Annotated in this window: 15 protein-coding genes; all 15 read right to left on the bottom strand. The window is 38.3% G+C overall.

The window, feature by feature from the left end:
* On the bottom strand, positions 1 to 1253 hold a 1253-nt coding region (gene xylA / locus EO130_RS02795), incomplete at its 3' end, for a xylose isomerase (RefSeq protein ID WP_127139995.1).
* Positions 1254 to 1268: 15 nt separating this feature from the next.
* Positions 1269 to 2750, bottom strand: a complete 1482-nt coding sequence (locus EO130_RS02790; RefSeq protein WP_127139994.1) for a xylulokinase — start codon at positions 2748 to 2750, stop codon at positions 1269 to 1271.
* A 267-nt stretch (positions 2751 to 3017) separates the two neighbouring features.
* Positions 3018 to 4259, bottom strand: a complete 1242-nt coding sequence (locus EO130_RS02785) for an ADP-ribosylglycohydrolase family protein (protein WP_127139993.1) — start codon at positions 4257 to 4259, stop codon at positions 3018 to 3020.
* Between the two features lie 64 nt (positions 4260 to 4323).
* Complete coding sequence (locus tag EO130_RS02780) at positions 4324 to 6363, bottom strand: sialate O-acetylesterase (protein WP_127139992.1); 2040 nt, start codon at positions 6361 to 6363, stop codon at positions 4324 to 4326.
* Positions 6364 to 6374: 11 nt separating this feature from the next.
* Positions 6375 to 8075: a glycoside hydrolase family 43 protein gene (locus EO130_RS02775; protein ID WP_127139991.1), complete on the bottom strand. Its 1701-nt coding sequence runs from the start codon at positions 8073 to 8075 to the stop codon at positions 6375 to 6377.
* 85 nt (positions 8076 to 8160) lie between these two features.
* The gene (locus tag EO130_RS02770) at positions 8161 to 10029 is read right to left on the bottom strand and encodes a glycoside hydrolase family 13 protein (RefSeq protein WP_127139990.1); all 1869 of its coding nucleotides are present in this window, start codon (positions 10027 to 10029) and stop codon (positions 8161 to 8163) included.
* Positions 10030 to 10140: 111 nt separating this feature from the next.
* Positions 10141 to 11214, bottom strand: a complete 1074-nt coding sequence (locus EO130_RS02765; RefSeq protein WP_127139989.1) for a DUF4961 domain-containing protein — start codon at positions 11212 to 11214, stop codon at positions 10141 to 10143.
* A gap of 2 nt (positions 11215 to 11216) precedes the next feature.
* The gene (locus EO130_RS02760) at positions 11217 to 11678 is read right to left on the bottom strand and encodes a DUF5004 domain-containing protein (protein ID WP_127139988.1); all 462 of its coding nucleotides are present in this window, start codon (positions 11676 to 11678) and stop codon (positions 11217 to 11219) included.
* 66 nt (positions 11679 to 11744) lie between these two features.
* Entirely contained in the window at positions 11745 to 13091 is a 1347-nt protein-coding gene (locus EO130_RS02755; protein ID WP_127139987.1) for a RagB/SusD family nutrient uptake outer membrane protein, read from the bottom strand.
* A gap of 26 nt (positions 13092 to 13117) precedes the next feature.
* Entirely contained in the window at positions 13118 to 16486 is a 3369-nt protein-coding gene (locus tag EO130_RS02750) for a SusC/RagA family TonB-linked outer membrane protein (RefSeq protein ID WP_127139986.1), read from the bottom strand.
* Positions 16487 to 16580: 94 nt separating this feature from the next.
* On the bottom strand, positions 16581 to 17753 hold the full coding sequence (locus tag EO130_RS02745) for a FecR family protein (protein WP_127139985.1): 1173 nt from the start codon (positions 17751 to 17753) through the stop codon (positions 16581 to 16583).
* A gap of 128 nt (positions 17754 to 17881) precedes the next feature.
* The gene (locus EO130_RS02740; protein WP_262707319.1) at positions 17882 to 18433 is read right to left on the bottom strand and encodes an RNA polymerase sigma-70 factor; all 552 of its coding nucleotides are present in this window, start codon (positions 18431 to 18433) and stop codon (positions 17882 to 17884) included.
* A gap of 99 nt (positions 18434 to 18532) precedes the next feature.
* Positions 18533 to 19681: a prolipoprotein diacylglyceryl transferase gene (locus EO130_RS02735; RefSeq protein ID WP_127139984.1), complete on the bottom strand. Its 1149-nt coding sequence runs from the start codon at positions 19679 to 19681 to the stop codon at positions 18533 to 18535.
* Positions 19682 to 20027: 346 nt separating this feature from the next.
* Entirely contained in the window at positions 20028 to 20798 is a 771-nt protein-coding gene (locus EO130_RS02730; RefSeq protein WP_127139983.1) for a lysophospholipid acyltransferase family protein, read from the bottom strand.
* Between the two features lie 250 nt (positions 20799 to 21048).
* Positions 21049 to 21486, bottom strand: coding sequence for a hypothetical protein (locus tag EO130_RS02725; RefSeq protein WP_127139982.1), 438 nt, complete (start codon positions 21484 to 21486; stop codon positions 21049 to 21051).
* Between the last annotated feature and the right edge of the window lie 395 nt (positions 21487 to 21881).

Here is a 21881-nt window from a genome sequence, read left to right as displayed (position 1 = left end):
GTGGCATGGGCGTAAAGGTCTTCCAGTGAAAGCTGGCCTTCCTCAAATGCCTTTCCCGAACCAGCATCAAAGGAAGCATAGCGATTCTTACGTAGGCTAAGATACTTGGAGTTTTCCAAAATATCGTTTGCGGCCAATAAGGCCCTTGCAAAGGCGTCCATTCCCCCGATGTGCGCATGGAAGATGTCCTCGAGGTCGGTGGAGTTCCTCCGTATTTTCGCGTCAAAGTTTATGCCCCCACCTTGGAATCCGCCGGCCTGGAGGATGACCAACATGGCCTGAGCCAGTTCGTAAACGTCCACGGGGAACTGGTCGGTGTCCCAACCGTTCTGGTAATCCCCTCTGTTGGCATCGATACTGCCCAGCATATTGTTGTCCGCGGCCACTTGCAGCTCGTGCTCAAAGGTATGCTGGGCCAAGGTGGCATGGTTGACCTCGATGTTGAGTTTGAAATCGTCCAAAAGGTCATATTTGGTAAGAAAACCGATTACGGTCGCCACATCAAAGTCGTATTGGTGCTTGGTGGGCTCCATGGGCTTTGGTTCGATGAAGAAGGTACCCTTGAAGCCCTGTTTGCGGGCATAGTCCTTAGCCATGTGGAGAAAGCGAGCCATGTGGTCCTGTTCCCGGCCCATATCGGTGTTCAACAGGGACATGTAGCCTTCCCTGCCTCCCCAGAATACATAGTTTTCACCCCCCAGTTTAATGGTGGCATCGAGGGCATTTTTCACCTGTGCACCGGCGGCCGCTACCACGTCGAAATCGGGGTTGGTAGCAGCTCCGTTCATATAGCGTGGATTACTGAAACAATTTGCCGTGCCCCAGAGCAATTTTACATCGGATACCCTCATTTTCTCCTGGGCATAGTCCGTGATGATTTCCAGCCTTTTTTCCGATTCTGCCAAGCTGTTCCCTTCATCTATCAGGTCAAAATCATGGAAACAGAAGTAGGGTGCACCGATCTTGGTGAAGAACTCAAAGGCGGCGTCCATTTTGTCCTTGGCCTGTTGGACGGGATCGGTGCTTTTCAGCCAGGGAAAGTCCATGGTGGGGGCCCCGAAAGGATCCGCCCCAACGCCCGTGAAGGTGTGCCAGTAGGCAATGGCGAACCTGAAATGCTCTTTCATGGTCTTTGTGCCCACTTTTCTGTCCTCGTCATAATATTTGAAGGCAAAGGGATTGTCAGAGGATTTTCCCTCGAACTGTACCTTTCCGATTCCCTTGAAAAATTCGTTGTCTCCCGTTGTGATCATAATGTGTGTGTTCAGTTAATCAATATATTCGTCCAGGGCCTTTTTCCAGTTTTGGTAGGCCTCTTGGTACTCGTTTGCATTGTTTTCAGGTTCATAGGTCAACTGTACGGTATCGGTGGCGGTCGCTTCGCCAATGCTGGCAAAGTCGCCATGGGCATAGGCTGCTGCCCTTGCCGCTCCCATTGCACCAGTGGTCTCCACTATATCGATCTTGCTTTGGGACAGGGCTGCCAAGGTCTTGGAGAATATGCCAGCCCTAAAAAGGTTGTCGTTGCCCACTTTGATAGATCGGATGTCCGCCCCGTCATTCCGCAAGATTTCCATGCCGTACACAAAGGCAAAGGCGATGCCCTCCAGGGCTGCCCGGAACAGATGGGGTCTTTTGTGGATGTTGAAATTGAGGTTTAGGATGCGTGAGTCTTTTCCACGGTTTTCCAACATGCGCTCCGCACCGTTGCCGAAGGGAAGGATGGAAAGACCATCGGACCCGATGGCGACCTTTTCGGCCTGTTGGTTCATTTCGTTGTAAGAAAGCCCTTGAGTCAGTTCATTCTTGATCCAGCTATACTGAATGCCGGTACCGTTGATGCACAGCAGTTTGCCAATTCTGATGGTGTCGCTAGTGTGGTTGACATGCGCAAAGCTGTTGATTCGCGTATGCTCCCGGGTCCCTTGCTCTTCGGAGATTGCATAGACCACTCCGGAGGTCCCTCCTGTGGCTGCGATCTGGCCGGGCTCCATAACGTTGAGGGCCAGGGCATTGTTGGGCTGGTCCCCGGCACGGTACATTATGGGGATGCCCTCGGGCAGTCCTGATTCCTCGGCGCCCTTTTTGCCGACCCTGCACTGTTCTGAAAAGGACGGGCGTATCCCGGGGACGAGTGACGGGTCGATTCCTGCTTCTTCCAGCAGCCAATCGGCCACCCTGTTTTCTTTGAAATCCCACATGATCCCCTCGGAAAGCCCGGAGGGTGTGGTGGTGCACTCTCCCGATAGGCGAAGCGCAATGAAATCCCCGGGCAGCATGAACCTGTGCACCTTTTGATAGTTTTCGGGCTCGTTGTCCTTCACCCATTTGAGTTTGGACAGGGTAAAGTTACCAGGGGAGTTCAACAGGCGGTGGATGCATTTTTCCTTTCCCACTGTTTGGAACAGCTTTTCCCCGGTCGCCACGGCACGGCTATCGCACCAGATGATGGAGGGGCGTATGGGTTCGAGCTTTTCGTCCACGATCACCAACCCGTGCATCTGGTAGGAGATGCCGATGCCCTTGATATGGTTTTTGTAAATGCTGTTCTTGGAGATCAGGTTTTTGGTGGCGATGCAAAGGTTCTGCCACCAGACCTGGGGGTCTTGCTCTGCCCATTCAGGTCTTATGGAGTTGATGGACATTTCTTTTTCGGGGTACTGAGCCATATCGATGGGAGCCCCATCATCGGCACTGATCAAAGCGACCTTTATGGAGGAGCTACCAATATCGAAACCTATCCAATACATACTTTATTATTAAGTGCTACTTCGTTAGGAGGCTAGAGAACACCTAGGAAGATTTTGTTGCTGATAGTTTTATAGAATCCATAATAAAAGTTGCCAAACCTTTTTTTAGGAAAAATCTCAAAGTAGGTTAAGAATAGAATATTCCATGTAATTCTATAATACATACACATTAAAGAATAATTTTTTAATCATAAAACTCATTTTTTAGCGTTTTATAAAATCCAGAATATTTCTAAAGATGCCTAATTCAAACATCCATTACAGATTTTAAGGAATCGTCAGATATACTTTTCCATCTTTTTCGAACCTCTCGCCTCCATTTGCTAAAATGGCGGTTTCGGCTATGAAATAAATCCGTTCAACAATATCTGTTATAAGGGTCATATTAGGCAGTCCGTCACGAGAATAATTTATATACTGGTTATTAAAAGGTCTATCCCATTCCTCGCCACTACCGAGGTCTTTAGTTAAATGATCAGGGATACTATTACTTCCCTTCAAGACCCCTATAAATCCACCACAAGTAGCAGCCTGATTATCACAGTCTAAACCTGAGCTCACTGCAATTCCCACAGTCTTCTGAAAGTCGCCTTCCCCATAAAGAATAGCCATTGCGCCATAAAGCCCGTTTATAATTGCATTTACATTATTATTATGGTTACTATATTCACCCGTATCTACTGGATATTTATAATAATTGTCATAAATTAATTTGTGGGTGTCCTTCCAATTTTTATTATTCTTATGCCATTTTCTTAAATTCTCAAGGGCCGAAAGCATGGGGCTATCTTTTGGTAATGCATCCATTCCCATTTGATAAAGTTTCATAATATCCGATTCTATAAATGCACCACTATACAATACCGCATAAAATAAAGTTGGATGTGTTCCCCAACTATCGTTCATTACATGAGCACCCAAAGTAGCCTTTTCAATCGCCATATCTAACATTCCCGGATAAAATACACTCCATATTTCATTAACAAGTTGGGGGTCAATATGCCACCAATAAAGATTATTGCCTTCTTTTCCCGTTTCAGGTGGAATTAACCCCTGATCCATTAATTGACGGGCCTGACGGTTACTTCCCCAAATAAACCGATTGATATGTGCTTTCCATACTTTGGCAATTTCTTCATTTGTAATATCCAATCCATACTCTTCAACTGCATGTAGGTAAACAAATTCTATATCAGAGTCATCATCGCTCCAAGCACCATTAAAGGTGTTTGCAAGCACGTCAATATGACCCCTGCGATCAGTGTGAATTCTCAAATTCATAGGGTTGTCTCTTGACGTATAATATCTATCTACTAGGATGGGAATTGGTTGTCCATCATTATACATGAATTCAAAAGGCCAGCCCATATAATTCCCTACTAATTGACCAAGCCAATATCCTTTTATTTTATCCTTAAGATCCATCTCGGAAATGCATTTGTATTGCTGAGCTAATATTAAATTTGAGAAAAATAATAGACATGCAATAGGTAGTATATTGTATTTCATATTTTTAATCATTAAGAGGGCTTTGGATTTATTCAAAATTTCTATTTGTTAATTTTGACGTAGATTAAGGAGTTTCATTAATACTTTTGGATGATCTAAACGGTGAAGCGGGCAGTCCCTCCTTATTAAATAGATTCGGCATGGCCGTGTCATTCCATGCAAATCGGACGATTTTTGGTTGTGTAACTTCTGTTGATTGCACTATCACATGGTTTCCTTGGATAACAGCTTCAGCTTTATAGAAAACCAAGTCCTCACCGGCTATTTCAAAATCACTCACCTTTTTATCTGGACAATACAAACCGCTGCCAACATGATCGAAAGAAACAATGGCTTTACCATTACTGAATTCCGCACTTTTGTATAGAGGACCAGAATAAACAAAGTCTTGTGCATAATCCTTGGCCAATGCCCAAAGGGCCAATCTTTTTCCTACATCTTGTTTATTAGGTGGATGTATGGTAGTTAGGCTTCCAATATCCATAGTTACGGCCATTCCCACATTCTCTTCTTGTAGTGTTTCCAATTGTACTTCACGTAGTTCAGCTACTTTGTCACTTCCATAATCAAACGAGGCTAACTGAGCATAATAAAATGGAAAATCTCCAATGCCCCAGTTGCTTCGCCAACTATTGAACACTGCCGGGAATAACCTTCGGTACTGGTCTGGTTCACCGATATTGGACTCCCCTTGGTACCAAATTGCACCTTTAAGATTGTACGGTATTAAAGGGGCAATCATTGCATTGTATAGTACTGTAGGTGTATGTGAGTTTAAGGGTAAAACATTTGGATTTGGATTTACCCTGTCATCAAACCCGTTCTTTAAAATATAAAAATCCTCATTCAAGAGTATGGCAACAGGTAGGTATTTCCAGTTAATACTTAAAGGTTGTATTACCTTTCCTTCATTGTTCTGAATTGATGGTTGTTGTAAGAGCCCTCCTTTTTCCCAGACATCAATTACCCTTACTGCCAGAATGTTTTTTCCTTTTTTTAAAACTCCTGAAGGGATAGCATAAGACTGTTCGTCTTCATTGTTGCCCCAGTGCTCTTTACGCCCGACCAAAGAACCATTTATAAAAACTGTGTTAAGATCATCAACCCTTCCTAGAAATATGCAATAGTCATCCGAATTTGGGTTGCCTCCAAAGGTAAATTCCTGACGAAACCAGGCCATTCCGTTAAAATTATCGCGTTGAAACACCTTATCCATTGTAGCAGTTTGCACAGTATCCCAAGCTGTATCATCATAATCCGCATTCATTATCCCTTCAAAACCAATATCTGACAAATTAAATTCCTTATTTTGAATAAATTTATCCTGAGCCTTTCGCTTCATAGAAGTCAGCCATTTATTGTAAGTTGAGGATGAATCAATAGTCATCGCAATCTTTCCTTTGATATCTTCATATCCAACAACATTCTCCACAAAGTCTGCTTCCACCCAACTTTGGGCTGGTGAACCACTCCAACTTGAATGAATTAGTCCAACGGGCACATTCAATTCTTTATGTAATTTCAGTCCAAAGAAATAAGCGGTTGCTGAAAATCCAGGGACATTTTCAGGATTACAAACCTTCCACGTGCCTTGACAAGTTTCTAGGGGAGTAAACGATTTATTTCGTTTTACAGTAAACATGCGGATAGACGGATAATTAGCTGTATTAATTTCCACCTCTGAATTCTCAAGCGGATCATTGGGCAACCAACCGCTTACAGGCATTTCCATATTAGATTGCCCTGAACAAAGCCAGACTTCGCCCAACAATACATTGTTTAATACAATAGTGGTATCTGCGGAAGAAATCGTTAGCGATTGAGCTTTTCCATCTGTAGAAGGGGTTTTAATTTTCATTAACCACTTTCCATCTTGACCAGTTATTGAAGAAATATTTGCTCCCCAACTGGTTTCAATTTTTATTTTACTCCCAGATGTGGCCCAGCCCCATATAGATATATTACTCTTTTGTTGTAAGACCATATTATCGGTGAACATGTCCGATAATTTTATGTTAGATTCTTTTGGGGTGCAGGAGACCATTATAAAAAGAAAAACTCTAACAAAGGTTGAACCAACTACACTTAATATTTGCTTCATCATTGTTTAATTATCTAAAAACGTGGAAATCCTTTATAGCTGACCCAGTCAAAATCGGCATACTCTTTTGTTGGTTTACCATTACTTGTAGCATATATTCCTAAGTAAGATCCAATATATCCCTTACATATTACTATGTCACTTTCGGTGTCAGCAAAATGTTTAAAACTGTTTCCTCCGTCAAGAGAATAAAGGTATTGATAGGTATCGTTCTTGGAAATCAGTTTAAGAACAACTTCGCCCTTGTACATTTCAAGTGTTTCTTGTTTTGCAATTGCCAAATCCTTATCCAAACCTTTGGTGGTCAACTTTAAATTGACGTCGCCATTTTTCTTCTCAACTGTAAAATTCACATAATTATCGTCTTGTTGGAAAATACTGATACCGGCTTCCGCCCTCTCTTTTTTTGGCGTAAAGTTCATTTTAGCACTATACTCAAAATCGCTCTCTTTTTGGCGAATACCCATCAAGCTATATTGGCCTCTTAATTTAAAAGTTTGCGGTCCTAGATATAACCGTAAAAAACCTTCTCTTGCTTCCAATGAGTATGTTTTAGGCAGGGGTACCCTTCTAAAGTTCCATTGATGTTCCAGTTCCAGAGCGTCAAAATTGTCGGTAAAAGCATCGTTGTAATATTGTGCTTTGTCTTCAAAAGGAAGTGACGTATATCTCTCCACTTTTCCACTTTCCGGTGCTACTACTGGAAAATCGTATTTTACCGGTTGCCAATTACCAATGGAAACCTCTTCCCAACCAACGGTAACAGGTTCCCATTCAAGAGGCATAAGGTATGTTTCTCGCCCCATATTCGAGGTTCCATTTTTGTCATTCCTTATTCCCAAGGCTACCATATACCAGCGGCCATCTTTCAATTCAACGAGGTCGGCATGTCCCGTACTATGTACCCAATTGTTTAAAGACAAATGACGGGAAGTCAAAATGGGGTTTCGTGGGTTTGATTTAAACGGTCCAGATATTTTATCGCTTGCAGCTATCATTACAGAATGGTTATGGCTTGTTCCTCCTTCTGCTACCATTAGGTAATATTTACCGTTTACTTTATACATGTGCGGCCCTTCTACACAGCAACCTCCACAAGCCCCTTTCCATACTGAATAGCGTTCACCTTCCAATTTCCATTTTTTAATATTTAGTTCCTGAACCCAGATTTCACCAATTCCATTTTCACTAGGTTTACCTACAGCATGCGTACCAACAAAATAGACTTTTCCATTATCGTCAAACAAAAGGTCTGGATCAATACCTGGGGCCCCTTCAATTATATGTGGTTGAGACCAAGGACCCTCTGGGTTTGTGGCAGTGATAATGAAATTTACCATTTGTCCAGATCCCCCAGAAGGTGGTGAATATACATTGGTTACAATAATATAAAATACACCGTTGTTGTAGCGTATGGTTGGGGCATGTATACCCCCGTTTTGCTGTACATCTACTAGATTTACTTCACCAGTAGCCTGATTTTCACGATGAAGGCCATAGCCAATTAATTCCCAGTTCACTAAATCCTTGCTATGATGGATGGGTAGGCCAGGAAAATATTCGAAGGTGGAATTAACAATATAAAAATCATCACCCACCCTACAAATAGAAGGATCGGGATGTCCTCCAGGGATTATTGGGTTTAAATAACCCGCAGTTTGTGAATATAAATTAGTGGAAACTAATAGTATAGTTAAAAATTTAAAGAATTTCATAATTAATGTATAGGTTAATTTATTTTCGAGAATGTTTGTTTATGACATTCCCGTCAATTGTAGTTTATAAATGAATATCTTAATGTTAATCTAACTCGATAATCATGGGTTGCCTAGCCTCAACATTGATAGACTTATGAAGAGGGATTGTTTTTGACGTGAGAATATTTAGCCCCGAATCAATGCCATTGAGCATCTCCGCTAGCGGTTTTAAGTCCAGTTCCCTTTTTTCTCTGGATTTATTCAAAACGATCATTACTTTTTCGCTTTCATCATATCTGAAATAAACATAAACCCCATTTACAGGAACAAAATGCATCAACTTTCCATGATGTATAACCTTTGTCTTCTTTCTCCAATTGAGCAGTCTTTTAACAAAAGTTTGGGCTTCCAATTGCCTCTTGGTCAATCCTTTTCCAGTAAATGCATTCATTTTGTCTCCCTGCCACCCCCCAGGGAAGTCACTTCGTATGTTGCCGTGGCTATTATCTCCTGTGTTGGACATTAATATTTCTGTCCCATAGTAAAATTGTGGTGTTCCCCGCATGGTGGTGAAATAGACCATGGCCAATTTGAACAAATCATAATCCTCGCCAAGCTGAGAATAAATACGGCTCATATCATGATTATCAGGAAAAATGACATGTTTATAGGGATCTGCGTATAAAAAATCATTGGAGAGCATGGTATAGAGGTTGATCATTCCATTGTCCCAATTTTCCTTCTCCGTAAGCGAGGTGACAAGCGCATTTTGGATTGGAAAATCGAGTAATCCAGGAAGACAGGATGTATACCCATCTGGGTTCTGCTTCCCTTGTTGCCAGTAGGCCAATACTGCTGGGTTTAAACTCCACTCTTCCCCACATATACTAAAATTGGGGTATTCCCGCATTATTGAGCAGGTCCAATCGGTCATAAAGTCTTTGTCGGAATACGGATAGGTGTCCATCCGAATCCCACTAAGGCCAGCATATTCGATCCACCAAATAGTATTTTGAATCAAATATTCTGCTAGCTGAGGATTTCGTTGATTTAAATCTGGCATTGTTGGAACGAACCAACCATCAGTAAAAATCTCCTTATCATAGTCTGATGTGTAAGGGTCTCGTAATGTAGTACGCCTATGGTTTGTCTCAGTATAATGCTCGGGGTTATTAATCCAATCTGACGAAGGTAAATCTGTCATCCACCAATGACCAGATCCACAATGGTTCATAATCATATCCATTATCAGTTTAATACCCTTTGATTTTGCTTTTTTCGAGAGTTCCTCATACTCCTTATTGGTTCCAAAACGAAGGTCTACTTTATAAAAATCGGTGGTCGAATATCCATGATAGGAATATTTTTTTTGATTGTTCTCCAAAATGGGGTTAATCCATACAGCCGTGAAACCCATTTCAGACAAATAATCCAAATGATCCTCGATACCTTTTATGTCTCCCCCATGTCTACCCCACTTATCTTCACGCCCCAAAGGCTCGAACAGACCCTCAACTGTATCATTGTCAGGATTTCCATTCGCAAAACGATCTGGAGTAATAAGGCACATTACATCCGAACTGTTATACCCCATGCGTTGAGAAGAATTTTCTTCACGCTTTAAAAGATCATACGTCAATTTTTCCTGAATCTTGCCTTTTTCATTTGTAAGAGAAATTTCAATTTTCCCTGGTAGGGTTTCGGGATCTATTTCAAGATATATGAATAGATAATTTGGATTCTCTGCTGCCACCGTTCTTTTAATGGTCACACCAGCATATTCCAGTTTAGGACTTAACTTTTTTATGTCCTTCCCATAAATCATCAGTTGTAGCTCAGTATTCTCCATACCTCCCCACCAAAAAGGAGGTTCAACCCGTTCTATTTGACCATATATATATAATAACGGACCTAGCAAAAAAAAACTTAATACAACTCTGTGAGGTATTGTTTTACTCTTTTTAGGTATCATTTTTTACTTGAATCTCAATAAGAAAAGGGCCGACCGTAATGCCAGCCCTTTAAGAATTAACTAAAACTAAACTAACTCAATTTATATATTCACTTCTTGCGTAAATAAAACTTAATTGCAGACTTGACTATAAATTATATCCTCATCAAAACCTGGATTTTTAACAACGATACTGCCATCTGCGTTCTGAAAATTCAAATGAATTTCTGTCATTAGTTTGCCTTCAGGAATATCAAAATAATCTGGTGACCATAAAGAAAGTTCCCAAATATTATCGCCAATCAGGGTCATTTTTGAAGCATCATCTCTATCACACTTAACAATACTGGTACCATCTGATAACATGGCTGTTGCACATACAAAAACTTCGCCAGCATTAAAAAGTTCGGTATTTGCACCTTCTATACCTTCTTTTGCGTCAAATCGTATCGAAATGATATCATCAAACAAATAATTCTCTGGTAAAATAGTAGCTGTCAAAGAAGGCGGTGGTCCACATAAATCAGTGGCACTTGCTGCAGCACCAGTAATTGATAGACAATCTGTGAAATCAACGTCGTACCATTTTGAAGATGCTTCTGGGGTTGATCCTCCTTCTTCAAATTTAAGGCCATCTCCAATATTACCAATAAAATAAGCTAATTGAGTTCCTGTGTGTTGGTCACCTACTTTAATTTGAACTGTTACGGTTCCATCAAATGCAGCATTTGAAGCATCTATAAAATTATCTGAATAAAAAGCTACCCATTCCATTTCACCATAATTCTCTCCAGTACCTAATATTTCTTCCATATCCTGTGACCAAGTATTTCCAGTTATATTGCCATCAGCTCCTCTTGATTGGCTTTTAAAAAAAGTAAGGTCTCCATCGTCAAAGGTCATTGTACCGCTACCTGGTTGGTCTGGATTGGCGTTATGATCTGAATCATAACGCACCGTAGCATTGTTAGCTGCATCCCAACTTTTAGGTACCAACATCCCAAATAATAAAATTTTATCACTGGCACCATTGTTTTCAGAATCAAATGCTACATTAACAGTAACTGTCATCGTTTCTCCTGCACTTACAGAACTTGGTTGATCTACTTCAGTTATTAGAAAGCAGGATGTAACGAAAAGAAATATAAGTGGTAGTGCTACTGACAAGGCAGCAATGGTTTTTAATAATTTATAAGATTTTTTCATTTTTAGATCTTTTTAAATTGATATAAATAGGTATTAGTGGCACATCCCAAACTAAATGTAATTGACAAAGTGGTATTGTTTGAACCAAATAACGGTTGGTCCAATCTCGTAGGAACTATTGAAGGTCCGTTGGAGAATTGAATTTCGGTTGGTTGAAAATCATCATTAAAAGCCCAATTCCCACTTATAAAACTAGCACCAGAAGTTCTCAGCGTGGGGAAAGGTACTTTTGACGAACTTAGATTGAATGTACCGTCATTATTTAAATCCAAAGTGTAATCAGTAAAGCTAATTTTGCCTGATAAATCCTCCCCATTTCTGCTAATGCTGAAAAGTTGCCATGTACCATTTATATCTACAGCATAAGCCGTCAATGCGTCTTGACGAACTGTTAGTTCCTCTTCGCATCCCATGAGGAACAGACCAATAAATATAAATCTTGCTGCTAAGATTATTTTTTTCATAATGTATCTTCTTTTATATGTTTAAGTTGTTAGTATGATGGTTTCTCAATAAAACATTTAAATTAATTACCGTTGTAAATCATGTAATTCAACTTCAAATAGTGGAAATGGAAAGACCAACTGGTTTACATATTCAGAAAAAGGAATTTCCTCAGTTCCATCCTCGTTGTATATCCCTTTTTGAAGTCTTCGAATGTTCAGAAAACGGTCTCCATGCTCAAAAGCCAATTCCTTGGATCTTTCTTGATAGATAGCCTCTAACATAAAGGAGGAATCTGGACTTCCAGTTATTGTATCAGTGGCCCCTGCCCTATTCTTAACTGCATTAACATCTTCAATATCTTGAACATTTATCGCACCATTGTTTCTCATTATATTGGCCTCGGCACGAGTCAATAGGATTTCAGAGTACCTCAAGTAGATATAATCTGTTTGATTGGATGGAAATTTCCCATTTGCATAAACCAAGCCACCAGCTTCTGTATATAGATCAGAATGCCTTTTATCATTAGGGTCTGCGTTCCTTAATTGTGCAAGTAAACTCGACGGATTCAAAGATGCTATTCCACGTTCTTTATCATCCTGATAACTTTCAAAATTTACCCGGGCTGCACCAGGCCAACCCTCTGCCGCATTGAACAAAATCGAAAAAATCACTTCTGGAGAACCATTTCCAGTAACGAAGGGAGCCGTGACCTCAGATTCGAGAGAATACTTTGAAGATTCAACAACTTCATTAGCCCTTTGGTAGGCTAAATCATATTTTTCATGAAAAAAATATATCCTTGCGGCCAAAGCCGTGGCAATTTCATAGTTGGAAACCCCTGCCGAATTTTCAAAATATAAGCGGGCCAATTCAATATCTTCCTCAATTTGAGTTCTTATTTCCGACGATTTCGCCACACTTACTCTATCATTAACACCCAAGACATCCAAAACCAATGGAACTGAATTTCCAGATGAATTCAAGGTAAAATAATTGTTCATGTCAAAATATACCAACGCCCTTAGAAAATGCATATCTCCCAAAACACTGTTCTTTTCGGTTTGGGTTGCGATCATTTCAGGAACATTGGCATTCGCGACCGTGTTAATCTTATTAAGTGCCGCAAAACCATCACCGTATAAATTTGTTGTGAACACTGGCGGTAATCCTGTCTCACTCCACCTTGTGAATGGAATCCAATTAGGGTCTCTTCTAATATTAACATCATGAACTATGGTGGAAGTAATCATGGATGTGTATGCAGTGAAAGATCGTAAATTGGCATAAGTCCCATTGATCAATGCATTCATTGAAGCAATGTCCGTAAGTTTATCCGAAGACAGTCCTATTGGTGGCGATTCGTCCAAAAATTTTTCACAAGAAATTAGGGACACTAATAAAAATAAACTGTAAAATATTCTTTTCATTTTAAAAAAAATTTATGTGTCTTTTACTAGAAATTGAAATTTATACCTAGGGTAAGAGTTTTGGCTTGAGGTGAGGATTTCCATCTACCAAGTAAATTGAGGTTACCACCGTTTCGGTAATTCTCTGGATCATAAACCCAAGGTTTTGCATTTGTGAAGGTCAAGTAATTTGTAAGTCTCAAGTAAATATTCAAACTCTCAAATGCGTTGACATTTTTTGGTTGTAGAATATAGCCCAAAGTAAAATCTCGCATCCTTATAAAATCAACATCGGATACGAATTCAGTTGTTTGAGTAAAATTGGTCGGAGCTGTCGTTACCTGTGCAATCGGAGTTATATCGCCTGGTTGTCTCCATCTATTTAACACATTGCGCAGTGGCGTGGCGGAAAAACTTGAAAAAGCAAATTTGGAATTAATAGCCTCTCCCGATGCTATGTAATCTGCTCCATATTCAAAAGTAAACAAGACATTAGCATACCAATTTTTCCATTTAAACTGATTGCTCAATCCTCCTGTAAAATCTGGAAAGGGGTTGCCAAAAGGCACTTGATTGGCATTCATGAAATTATTTATTGACCCATATTCATCAATGGCCTGATCTAAACGAAGTGCATTGCCAGCAGTATCTTGATAAATGTCCTGACCCGTCGCTGGGTCAACTCCTAACCAAACTGGTGCAGCTTGAACGCCAATAGGTAAACCCTTAAAAATAGCGGTGCTTCCGAATAAACCAGGAATAATAATTCCATCATTATTATCCCCTAAATTTATAACCTCATTTACATTACGTGCAAAAGTAAATTCAGAGTTCCAGGAAAAGTTTTTATTTTCTATGTTAGTTGTACCTAACATAATTTCAAAGCCTTTATTACTGATATCTCCTAAGTTTGTCGTTACCTGACTTGTACCTGTAACAATAGACACAGGAACAGGCAATAAGAGATCATAAGTCAATTTGTCATAATAATCAATTTCAGCTCTGATCTTTCCATCAAAAAGTTCCATTGAAACGCCCAAATCCAGCTGTTCTGTTGTCTCCCAACCCAATTGGTCATCCCCAATGTTCGCCAGGGTAATTCCATTATTACCGTCATAATTGCTTTCGGCGTAGGTTGTCGCATAAACATAGTTACCTATCTCTGCGTTGCCGGACAATCCATAACTTCCCCTAATTTTCAAAAAATTAACTACTTTTTTTAAAGGGCTAAAATAGGCTTCTTCACTTAGGATATAGCCAACAGATGCTGCGGGAAATATTCCCCATTTATTGTTAATGCCAAAACGAGAAGAACCGTCTCTTCGAGCAGTTAACGATAACAGATATTTGCCTTTATAATCGTAATTCAGTCTAGATATATAAGACATAAATGTAAAGGCTCCTTCATCATAATTTGCTTGTATTTGGCCTGCATCTTGTGGGGTCTTTAATGCAGGGTTTATAAATTCTCTCCCAGAAATTACCGATGACTTTTGAGTGGTCTTTTGACTTTCGATCCCAACTAAAATATCAAGATTATGATGCCCGATTTTATTGGAATAGTTAACTAAATTTTTAAAATTCCAAGAATTTCTATCCCCTAGGGCAATAAACGCAGTCGCCTGTCCATCGGAATTAATAGATCCATCTCTAAATTGTTGATCAATAGTGTTGAGCGAGTTTAAACCGTATTCAGACCTAAATACAAGCTTATCTGTAATTCTATAATTAAGATACCAACTAGCAAGAAAGTTTTTACTTTTTATATTCACATCCCACGATTCGATGGCCGCCCTTACATTGCCAATGGGTCTAAAAAAGGTTCCATCCTCATTTTTTACTGGCCATATAGGTAAGGAATTTGTGGACTTGCCCAGTGCTTCCTGAACTGGAATCGGATTATTGTCAACAAATGTATAGGTCATGGATGTTCCAACCTTCAAACGATCATTTATGGTGTGATCAAGATTTGTGCGAGTGGTTAACCTGAGGTATTCATTACCTCTAAAAATCGAATTTTCATCTAAAAGCCCCCCAGAAATATAAAATCGGGTTTTATCATTTCCACCGGATATTGATAAATTTAAATTAGTGGAAAAACCTGTTCTAAGAGCTTGGTCTTGCCAATCCGTATTTGTGTTGAGTGCTTCCTCTTTGGTTAACCCATCAACAAGAACACCGCTACTATTCCAAAAATCAGCTGGGTCATTACCAGAATTATACCATGCCTCTTGTGCTAAAAATATATACTCTTTAGCATCAACATATTCAAGACGATTGGTTGTTTCAGACAAACCTGTATCTAAGCTAAGATTAAGCTTAGTTTTACCTTTGTAGCCTTTTTTAGTTGTAACCAAAATGACACCATTTGAACCCCGTGAACCATATATTGATGTTGCAGCAGCATCCTTCAAGACTTCAATAGATTCTATATCATTAGGATTTAAATTAGCCAGAACATTGGTTCCAAAATCTAGAAAAAAGCCACCTGGAGCATTGGGATTGGATTGAGTGCCCGATTGAACAACTATACCATCAATAACATATAAAGGGTCTGAACTGGCAAGAGCAGAATTTGTTCCTCGAATACGAATCTTTACAGGTGCACCAGACATTGCACCACCTGTCGATACTTGAATACCGGCTGCTCTTCCCTGAAGTGCCGCTTCAAAAGAAGGTAAAGGCGTTCTTTCAATATCCTCGCCATCCACTTTTGAAATAGAACTGGAAAGAGTCTTTCTGATTTGAGAACCGTAACCTGTAATTACAACCTCATCTAAGGTTGATGCTTCAGCTACTAACTGTATTGTTAAATCTAATTGGTTCCTAACAGAAACTTCTTTGGTCCCAAAACCAATATACGAAATAAGCAAAATGCTATTTTCATCAGTAACATCAAGAGAAAAATTACCATCAAAATCAGTCTGGGTACCATTGGTTGTTCCTTTTTCAATTACGGATGCCCCAGCAAGTGGTGTACCCGTTTCATCAGTAACTAGACCTGTAATTCTATATTGTATATTAGAAATGGGTTTATTGGCCTTGATAGTTCCTTCCTTCACAATAATGGTATTATTGACTCCAACCGTAACTTCAAGATTACCACTTGAGAAACTTTGTTCAAGTAGTTCATTAGCTGTAATAAATCCTTTTTTTACTTTAACTTTTGGATATTTATCAAATATTCCTTCTTGGTAAATGAACTTATAATCAGTCTGTTCCTCGATAATATCAAAAACTTGGTCAAGAGAAAGAATCTTGTTTGAATCAAATTTGATTTTAAAGTTCTGAGATAGAACATCATTGGTTGTAAATCCAAAAATCGTTGTGCAGAAAAGTAGGATAATGGATTTCATAATTGCAAGCAGTAACCTCCTCCGCAAATAGAAGGATATGCAGTCACCTAAATTTTTCATAAGTTTGTAGTTTGTTAGTTATCATTTGATGATTAACACGATTTTAGGTAATAGGGTTTTGTACTTTGGACGGTCTAAACCTTATTGCCTTTTTTTATTTTATAATAATTTGCCTGTCATTTATTTCATAATTTTTGATTATACTTAAACTTTTAATGGTTGATAGTAATTCTTGTATATCTTGGTCCTTACCCAAAACTCCTCTAAACCGAATATCTTCCAGTTTACTATCCTCAAAAACCACATCAACATCATACCACCTAGATATTACTCTCATAATTTCCTTGAGCGGTTTTCCTTTGAAACTAAACACGCCCTGTTTCCATGAAACTTCTGAATTAACATCGACTAAGGATACCGTGAAGCTATTATTTTTTAAATCAAGTTGTGATTGTTCATTAGGCGTCAATTTTTGAATTGAAATACCATTCCCTACTTGTACTTTGCCTTCAACCAATGTGGTATATACATGTGATTCATCTTTGTAGGCCCTTATGTTGAATTCAGTACCTAAGACTTCAACTTCTTGATTCTGGTTTAGTACTACGAATTTTGAACCTTTGTGCTCGACACTTGATGATACATCGAAATAAGCTTCTCCATATACCAACTCGACAGTACGTGTTTCTCCATCCACAAAGGTTTCCGGAAATTTTAATTGCGATTCAGAATTTAGCCATACCTGCGTACCATCTGATAATTTAATTTGAAACTGCCCTCCCCTGGGTATTGTTAGATAATTATAGGCTATTTCAGGATACGCATTATTTTTCGGTATGACCACTATCTCTTCCCCATTACTTTTAATGTTGTTATTCTCATAATACTTGCCCTTTTCCAGAGCAACAACAGAACCATCTTCCAACAATAAAATTGCTTTACTTGAACCAGGCTCAATAGTTTTGGCATTCATATTAACGGGAATGGTATTTACATTAGGATTCTCGGGCATATATTCCGTAAAGAAATACATTGCAGAACCTATACATAAAGCCACAGAAGCTGCTACTGCATAGCGCCAATACAAGTTTTCACCAGGCAGATTGAGTTTACCTTTTATCTTTTTAAAATCTTTTTTCTTGTCGATTTGCTTAGATAATTTTATTCTCGCCTTAATCTCAGCTTTGTTTGTCAATTTACTCAAAATGTAATCTTTGTCCTTTTGGTCAAAGATTTCGGAATTTTCAAAAGCAGATGGTTTTTCCTCCCTGAGTAAGGCAGTGGCTAGTTGCTTTGATAAGTCTATAACTTTAGAAAATAATGACATAAAATATTGAGATTACAAACCTGTTCAAATTAGGATTGTATAATATTAGACGGGAAAAAATAATGTTAGGGTGAAAATAAGTGTGAAAAAAAAGAGATTCAGCAAAAAATTAACATTTGAACCCCTCGTTAATTGCCAAAAAAGAATGTGATAAGGAAAAAATGCTCTTTCAAGATTGGCTTCAATCTTTTGAAAGCAATTTTTTTTTGGGTTTTGACTGTATTAACCGACAATCCAAGTTTCTCAGCTATATTGGCATTTGTTAAACCTTTGGCGCTTAACCGAATAATCTTTGCGCATTTCTCCGGAAGTGTGTTAATGGCATTCTCTATGATATCAGAGGTTTCAACAACTACTATTTCACGTAAAAAGAACGGTTCGGTTTCCAATTCTTTCAATTTTTTCGTCGTTAATGGAAACGTTTTTCTATACGAATTACTTCTTAGATAATCTAAAGACCTATTCCTTACCGAAGTATATAAATAAGATTTGATAGTATTCTCATTTATGAACTCAATCTTATCTTCCCATATTTTAACGAATACTTCTTGCACCACGTCTTTAGAAGTTTCCAAATCTTCTAAGAAATGGTTGGCAAAAAGGCACAAGGGAGTATAGGTCTTCTCGTAGATCCTATTGAACTCATTTAATTTTAATTTATGCCCTTTACTTGGTTGCAATGATCAATTGTTGATTACTAATAAATGGGCAAATAAAGCAGTACAAAAAATAGTACAGTTCATATCCTCAACATGGCAATGAACAGTGTATCTGACTTTTTATGCACATTTTTCATGAACCAAGGTATGAAGATTTTTGAAAAATAAAACCAAAAAGCCTAGAACAACGAAAGGTATGCTTAGAATCTGGCCCATATTCAAAATCATTTCATTCTCGAACGACACTTGATTTTCCTTAAAAAATTCATGCAAAATCCTCAATGAAAAAAGTAAAACCATGAACAAACCTAAAAGTAGACCAGGGCGAAGCTTTTCCCTATTCCGGACCCAGATCAAAAACAACAATAGAAATAGTATAAAATACGTTAGCGATTCGTACAACTGAGTGGGGTGTCTGTTCACTCCAACAGCTTCAAAATTAACCTTAAAAGAATCATTGGTTCTGATAAACGTGTATGCCAAATTTTTACCTTTTGGATTTATAATATGATCGTAAGGCCCTCTATTGACTGGCATTGTTTTTAGCAATAATCGATCCACGCCAGCTCGTATTCGTTCCTCAAAATACTTTTGATTTTTGAACTCAATGGTTATATCCACATAAGGGTATCCAGAAGAAATGGAGCCATGGCCCTTTTTGTAATTAACATTTTCAACAAATGGCAGGGTCGTTTCCAATCTATCAGAATATGGGTTTGTCATAATTATGCCATAATCGGACCCAGTAGGCTTACCGATGATTTCGGAATTCACAAAATTACCAACCCTTACAAGACAAGCACCTAAGGCAACTCCAATAACAATTCTATCCATTATCTGAAGATAATTATTACCTTGTTTTAATCGGTCTTTTACTTTAATCTTAAACTTTTCAATTTTAAACTCATAAGAATAAATACTCATAGCTACAAGAACTCCAATAGCAGCTCCATGGCTTGCTAAACCTGATTTCCAGAATTTAAATAATTCAAAAAAATTAATTGAAAGTATCTCAGGGTTGTAAAATATAATGTGACCTATTCTTGCTCCTAAAACATTGCCTAAAATCATATAAACTAGTTGTAGGTCAGCCAACTTATCATATTTCCCCTCTTTTTTATAAATATAGACAACAACAAATCTTCCTGCGAAAGCAGCTAATACAAAAAGTACAGCATACCATCTTAATTCAAAATTATTCCACTTGGAAATAAAAATATTTGGTTCCCAAAAAAAATAATCTAAATCAAGGAATAATTTAGCCGTCATACACTATGAGATACTTGTAATTATCAATAAATATGTTTAGTAAAATCACTAAATGCTGTATATAGCAATAAAACCTTGTGATAATGAAAAACAAACTAATAATACTGGTGCTCTTTAAATAATTATTTCGGTGTAATAAGTTCTTTTGTTCGATAATTTTGCTTACTGAATTGCAATGGAAATACCTTTTTTACTTCATCATAAATTTGTTTATAGACTGATTTTAAAAATGGTTAGAAAACACACGGTGAAATACTGAAAAAAGTTCTACTAAAGAAAGATTAAAATGTAAAACTCGCCCCTAATTAACCCCAAAAATTAACTTCCCACTTTCTGTTTTTATTTCTTATATATCTCCACGTTCGCTTTGGGGAATCACTTTAAGGTACGAAGGGTGTTGCTCGATTGCATATTCAATTCTTTTTACAATTGCCTCGATTGTTTCGTTATTGTAATCTATATCGAGAGGTTCCTTTATTTTAAAAGATTGAAAAATGTTTTTCTTTTTAATTAACAATCCCTTTTTATCAAAAGAACGTCTAAACCCATCAATAACAATAGGCACCACTATTGGTTTGTAACGTTTGATAATATGAGCCGTTCCTTTTCTGATGGGTTTAAAGGGAGTAGTTGTACCTTGGGGAAATGTTATTACCCAACCATCATCTAAAGCTTTACCAATATTATAAATATCGCTCATTTTTATTTGGCGGTTTACATTTTGCCCCCCAGAACGCCAAGTCCGTTCAACAGTAATAGCCCCACCATAAGCCAATATTTTTGGCAATAAACCAGCTTTAACAGTTTCTTTGGCGGCTACGAAATAAATATTTAATTTCGGATTCCAGGCGTAATTCACATTTTTTATCGAATCATCCCGCCCACTTAGACTGGCATTAAACACATGAAACATAGCCATAATATCAGCAAAATAAGTTTGATGATTTGAGATGAAAAGCACATTGGTATCTGGTAAGGATTTAATAATCTTAGAACCTTCTATTTGTAATTTATTAAACCCATGAAAACGCCTGTGAGTGATAAATCCCATAATACAAATGAGCCATTTTTTTATAAAAAGTATATGTCCGAATGGATCTTTTTTAAACAATCCCATAAATCATGATTCAAAAAATGATTAGACATTTTACATGTGATATGACAATAGCTTCCTAGACTTTTAAAAAAGGCGATAACAATATTCTTTCACCTGTCAGTATATTGTACCTTTTGTGCGCTTGTTCCTCTAAAATTCACTGCCAACGTTTTTCAATTAATCGGGGTCCTTGACTGGGCCTTGTGATAAAATGAGAGAGATCTATTCCAAACTTTGCCTAATAAACTCCTGAGACTTTTTCAATATATCTCTAGACCTCATCTTCATGGAAGATATTAAGCTTGCAGCCACCAAAGCCAACACCGGCCATTCGAGCTCCTAGAATGACCTGCTCCGCACGCGACATTTCGACCAAAAAATCCAGTTTCGGACAACTGACCTCGTATTTTTTGCGTTGTCCCAACTGTGATTTGTTCAGCAAGTTGCCCAAAGCGACAATGTCCTCTTTTTGTAAGGCTTCGGCGGCATCCAAGACCCGTTGGTTCTCCTCCAATATATAGGAACACCTATTGTACAATACTTCGCCAAGCTTTCCTGCGCATGCATCCACCATTTCCCGGGTAATCGACTTATATGAAAGGTTAACCCCATAATGTCCGGACCCTAAACTCAGCGCCGAAGCACTTTCCTCACTCCTTGTATAATGGGCACTTGTAGCCAGGTTGTGGGACACACAGGCGTTCAACATTAAAATGACATAAAAAATTAAGATTACAAACCTGTTCAGATTAGGATTGTATAATATTAGACGGGAAAAAATAATGTGAGGGTGAAAATAAGTGTAAAAGAAAAGAGATTCAGCAAAAAATTAACATTTGAAACCCTTATTAGTTACCAAAAAAGAATGTAATAAGGAAAATATGCTCTTTCAAGATTGGCTTCAATCTTTTGAAAGCAATTTTTTTTTTGGGTTTTGACTGTATTAACTAACAATCCAAGTCACTCAGCTATATTGGCGTTTGTTAAACCCTTGGCGCTTAACCTAATAATCTTTGCGCATTTCTCAGGAAGTGTATTAGTCGCATTCTCTATGATATCAGAGGTTTCAACAACTACTATTTCACGTAAAAAGAAAGGTTCTGT

It is taken from the genome of Flagellimonas marinaquae (genome assembly GCF_003992675.1).
GTDB lineage: Bacteria > Bacteroidota > Bacteroidia > Flavobacteriales > Flavobacteriaceae > Flagellimonas > Flagellimonas marinaquae.
Note: the sequence above shows the minus strand (reverse complement) of the source record. Positions and strands in the feature narration are given on the sequence as shown.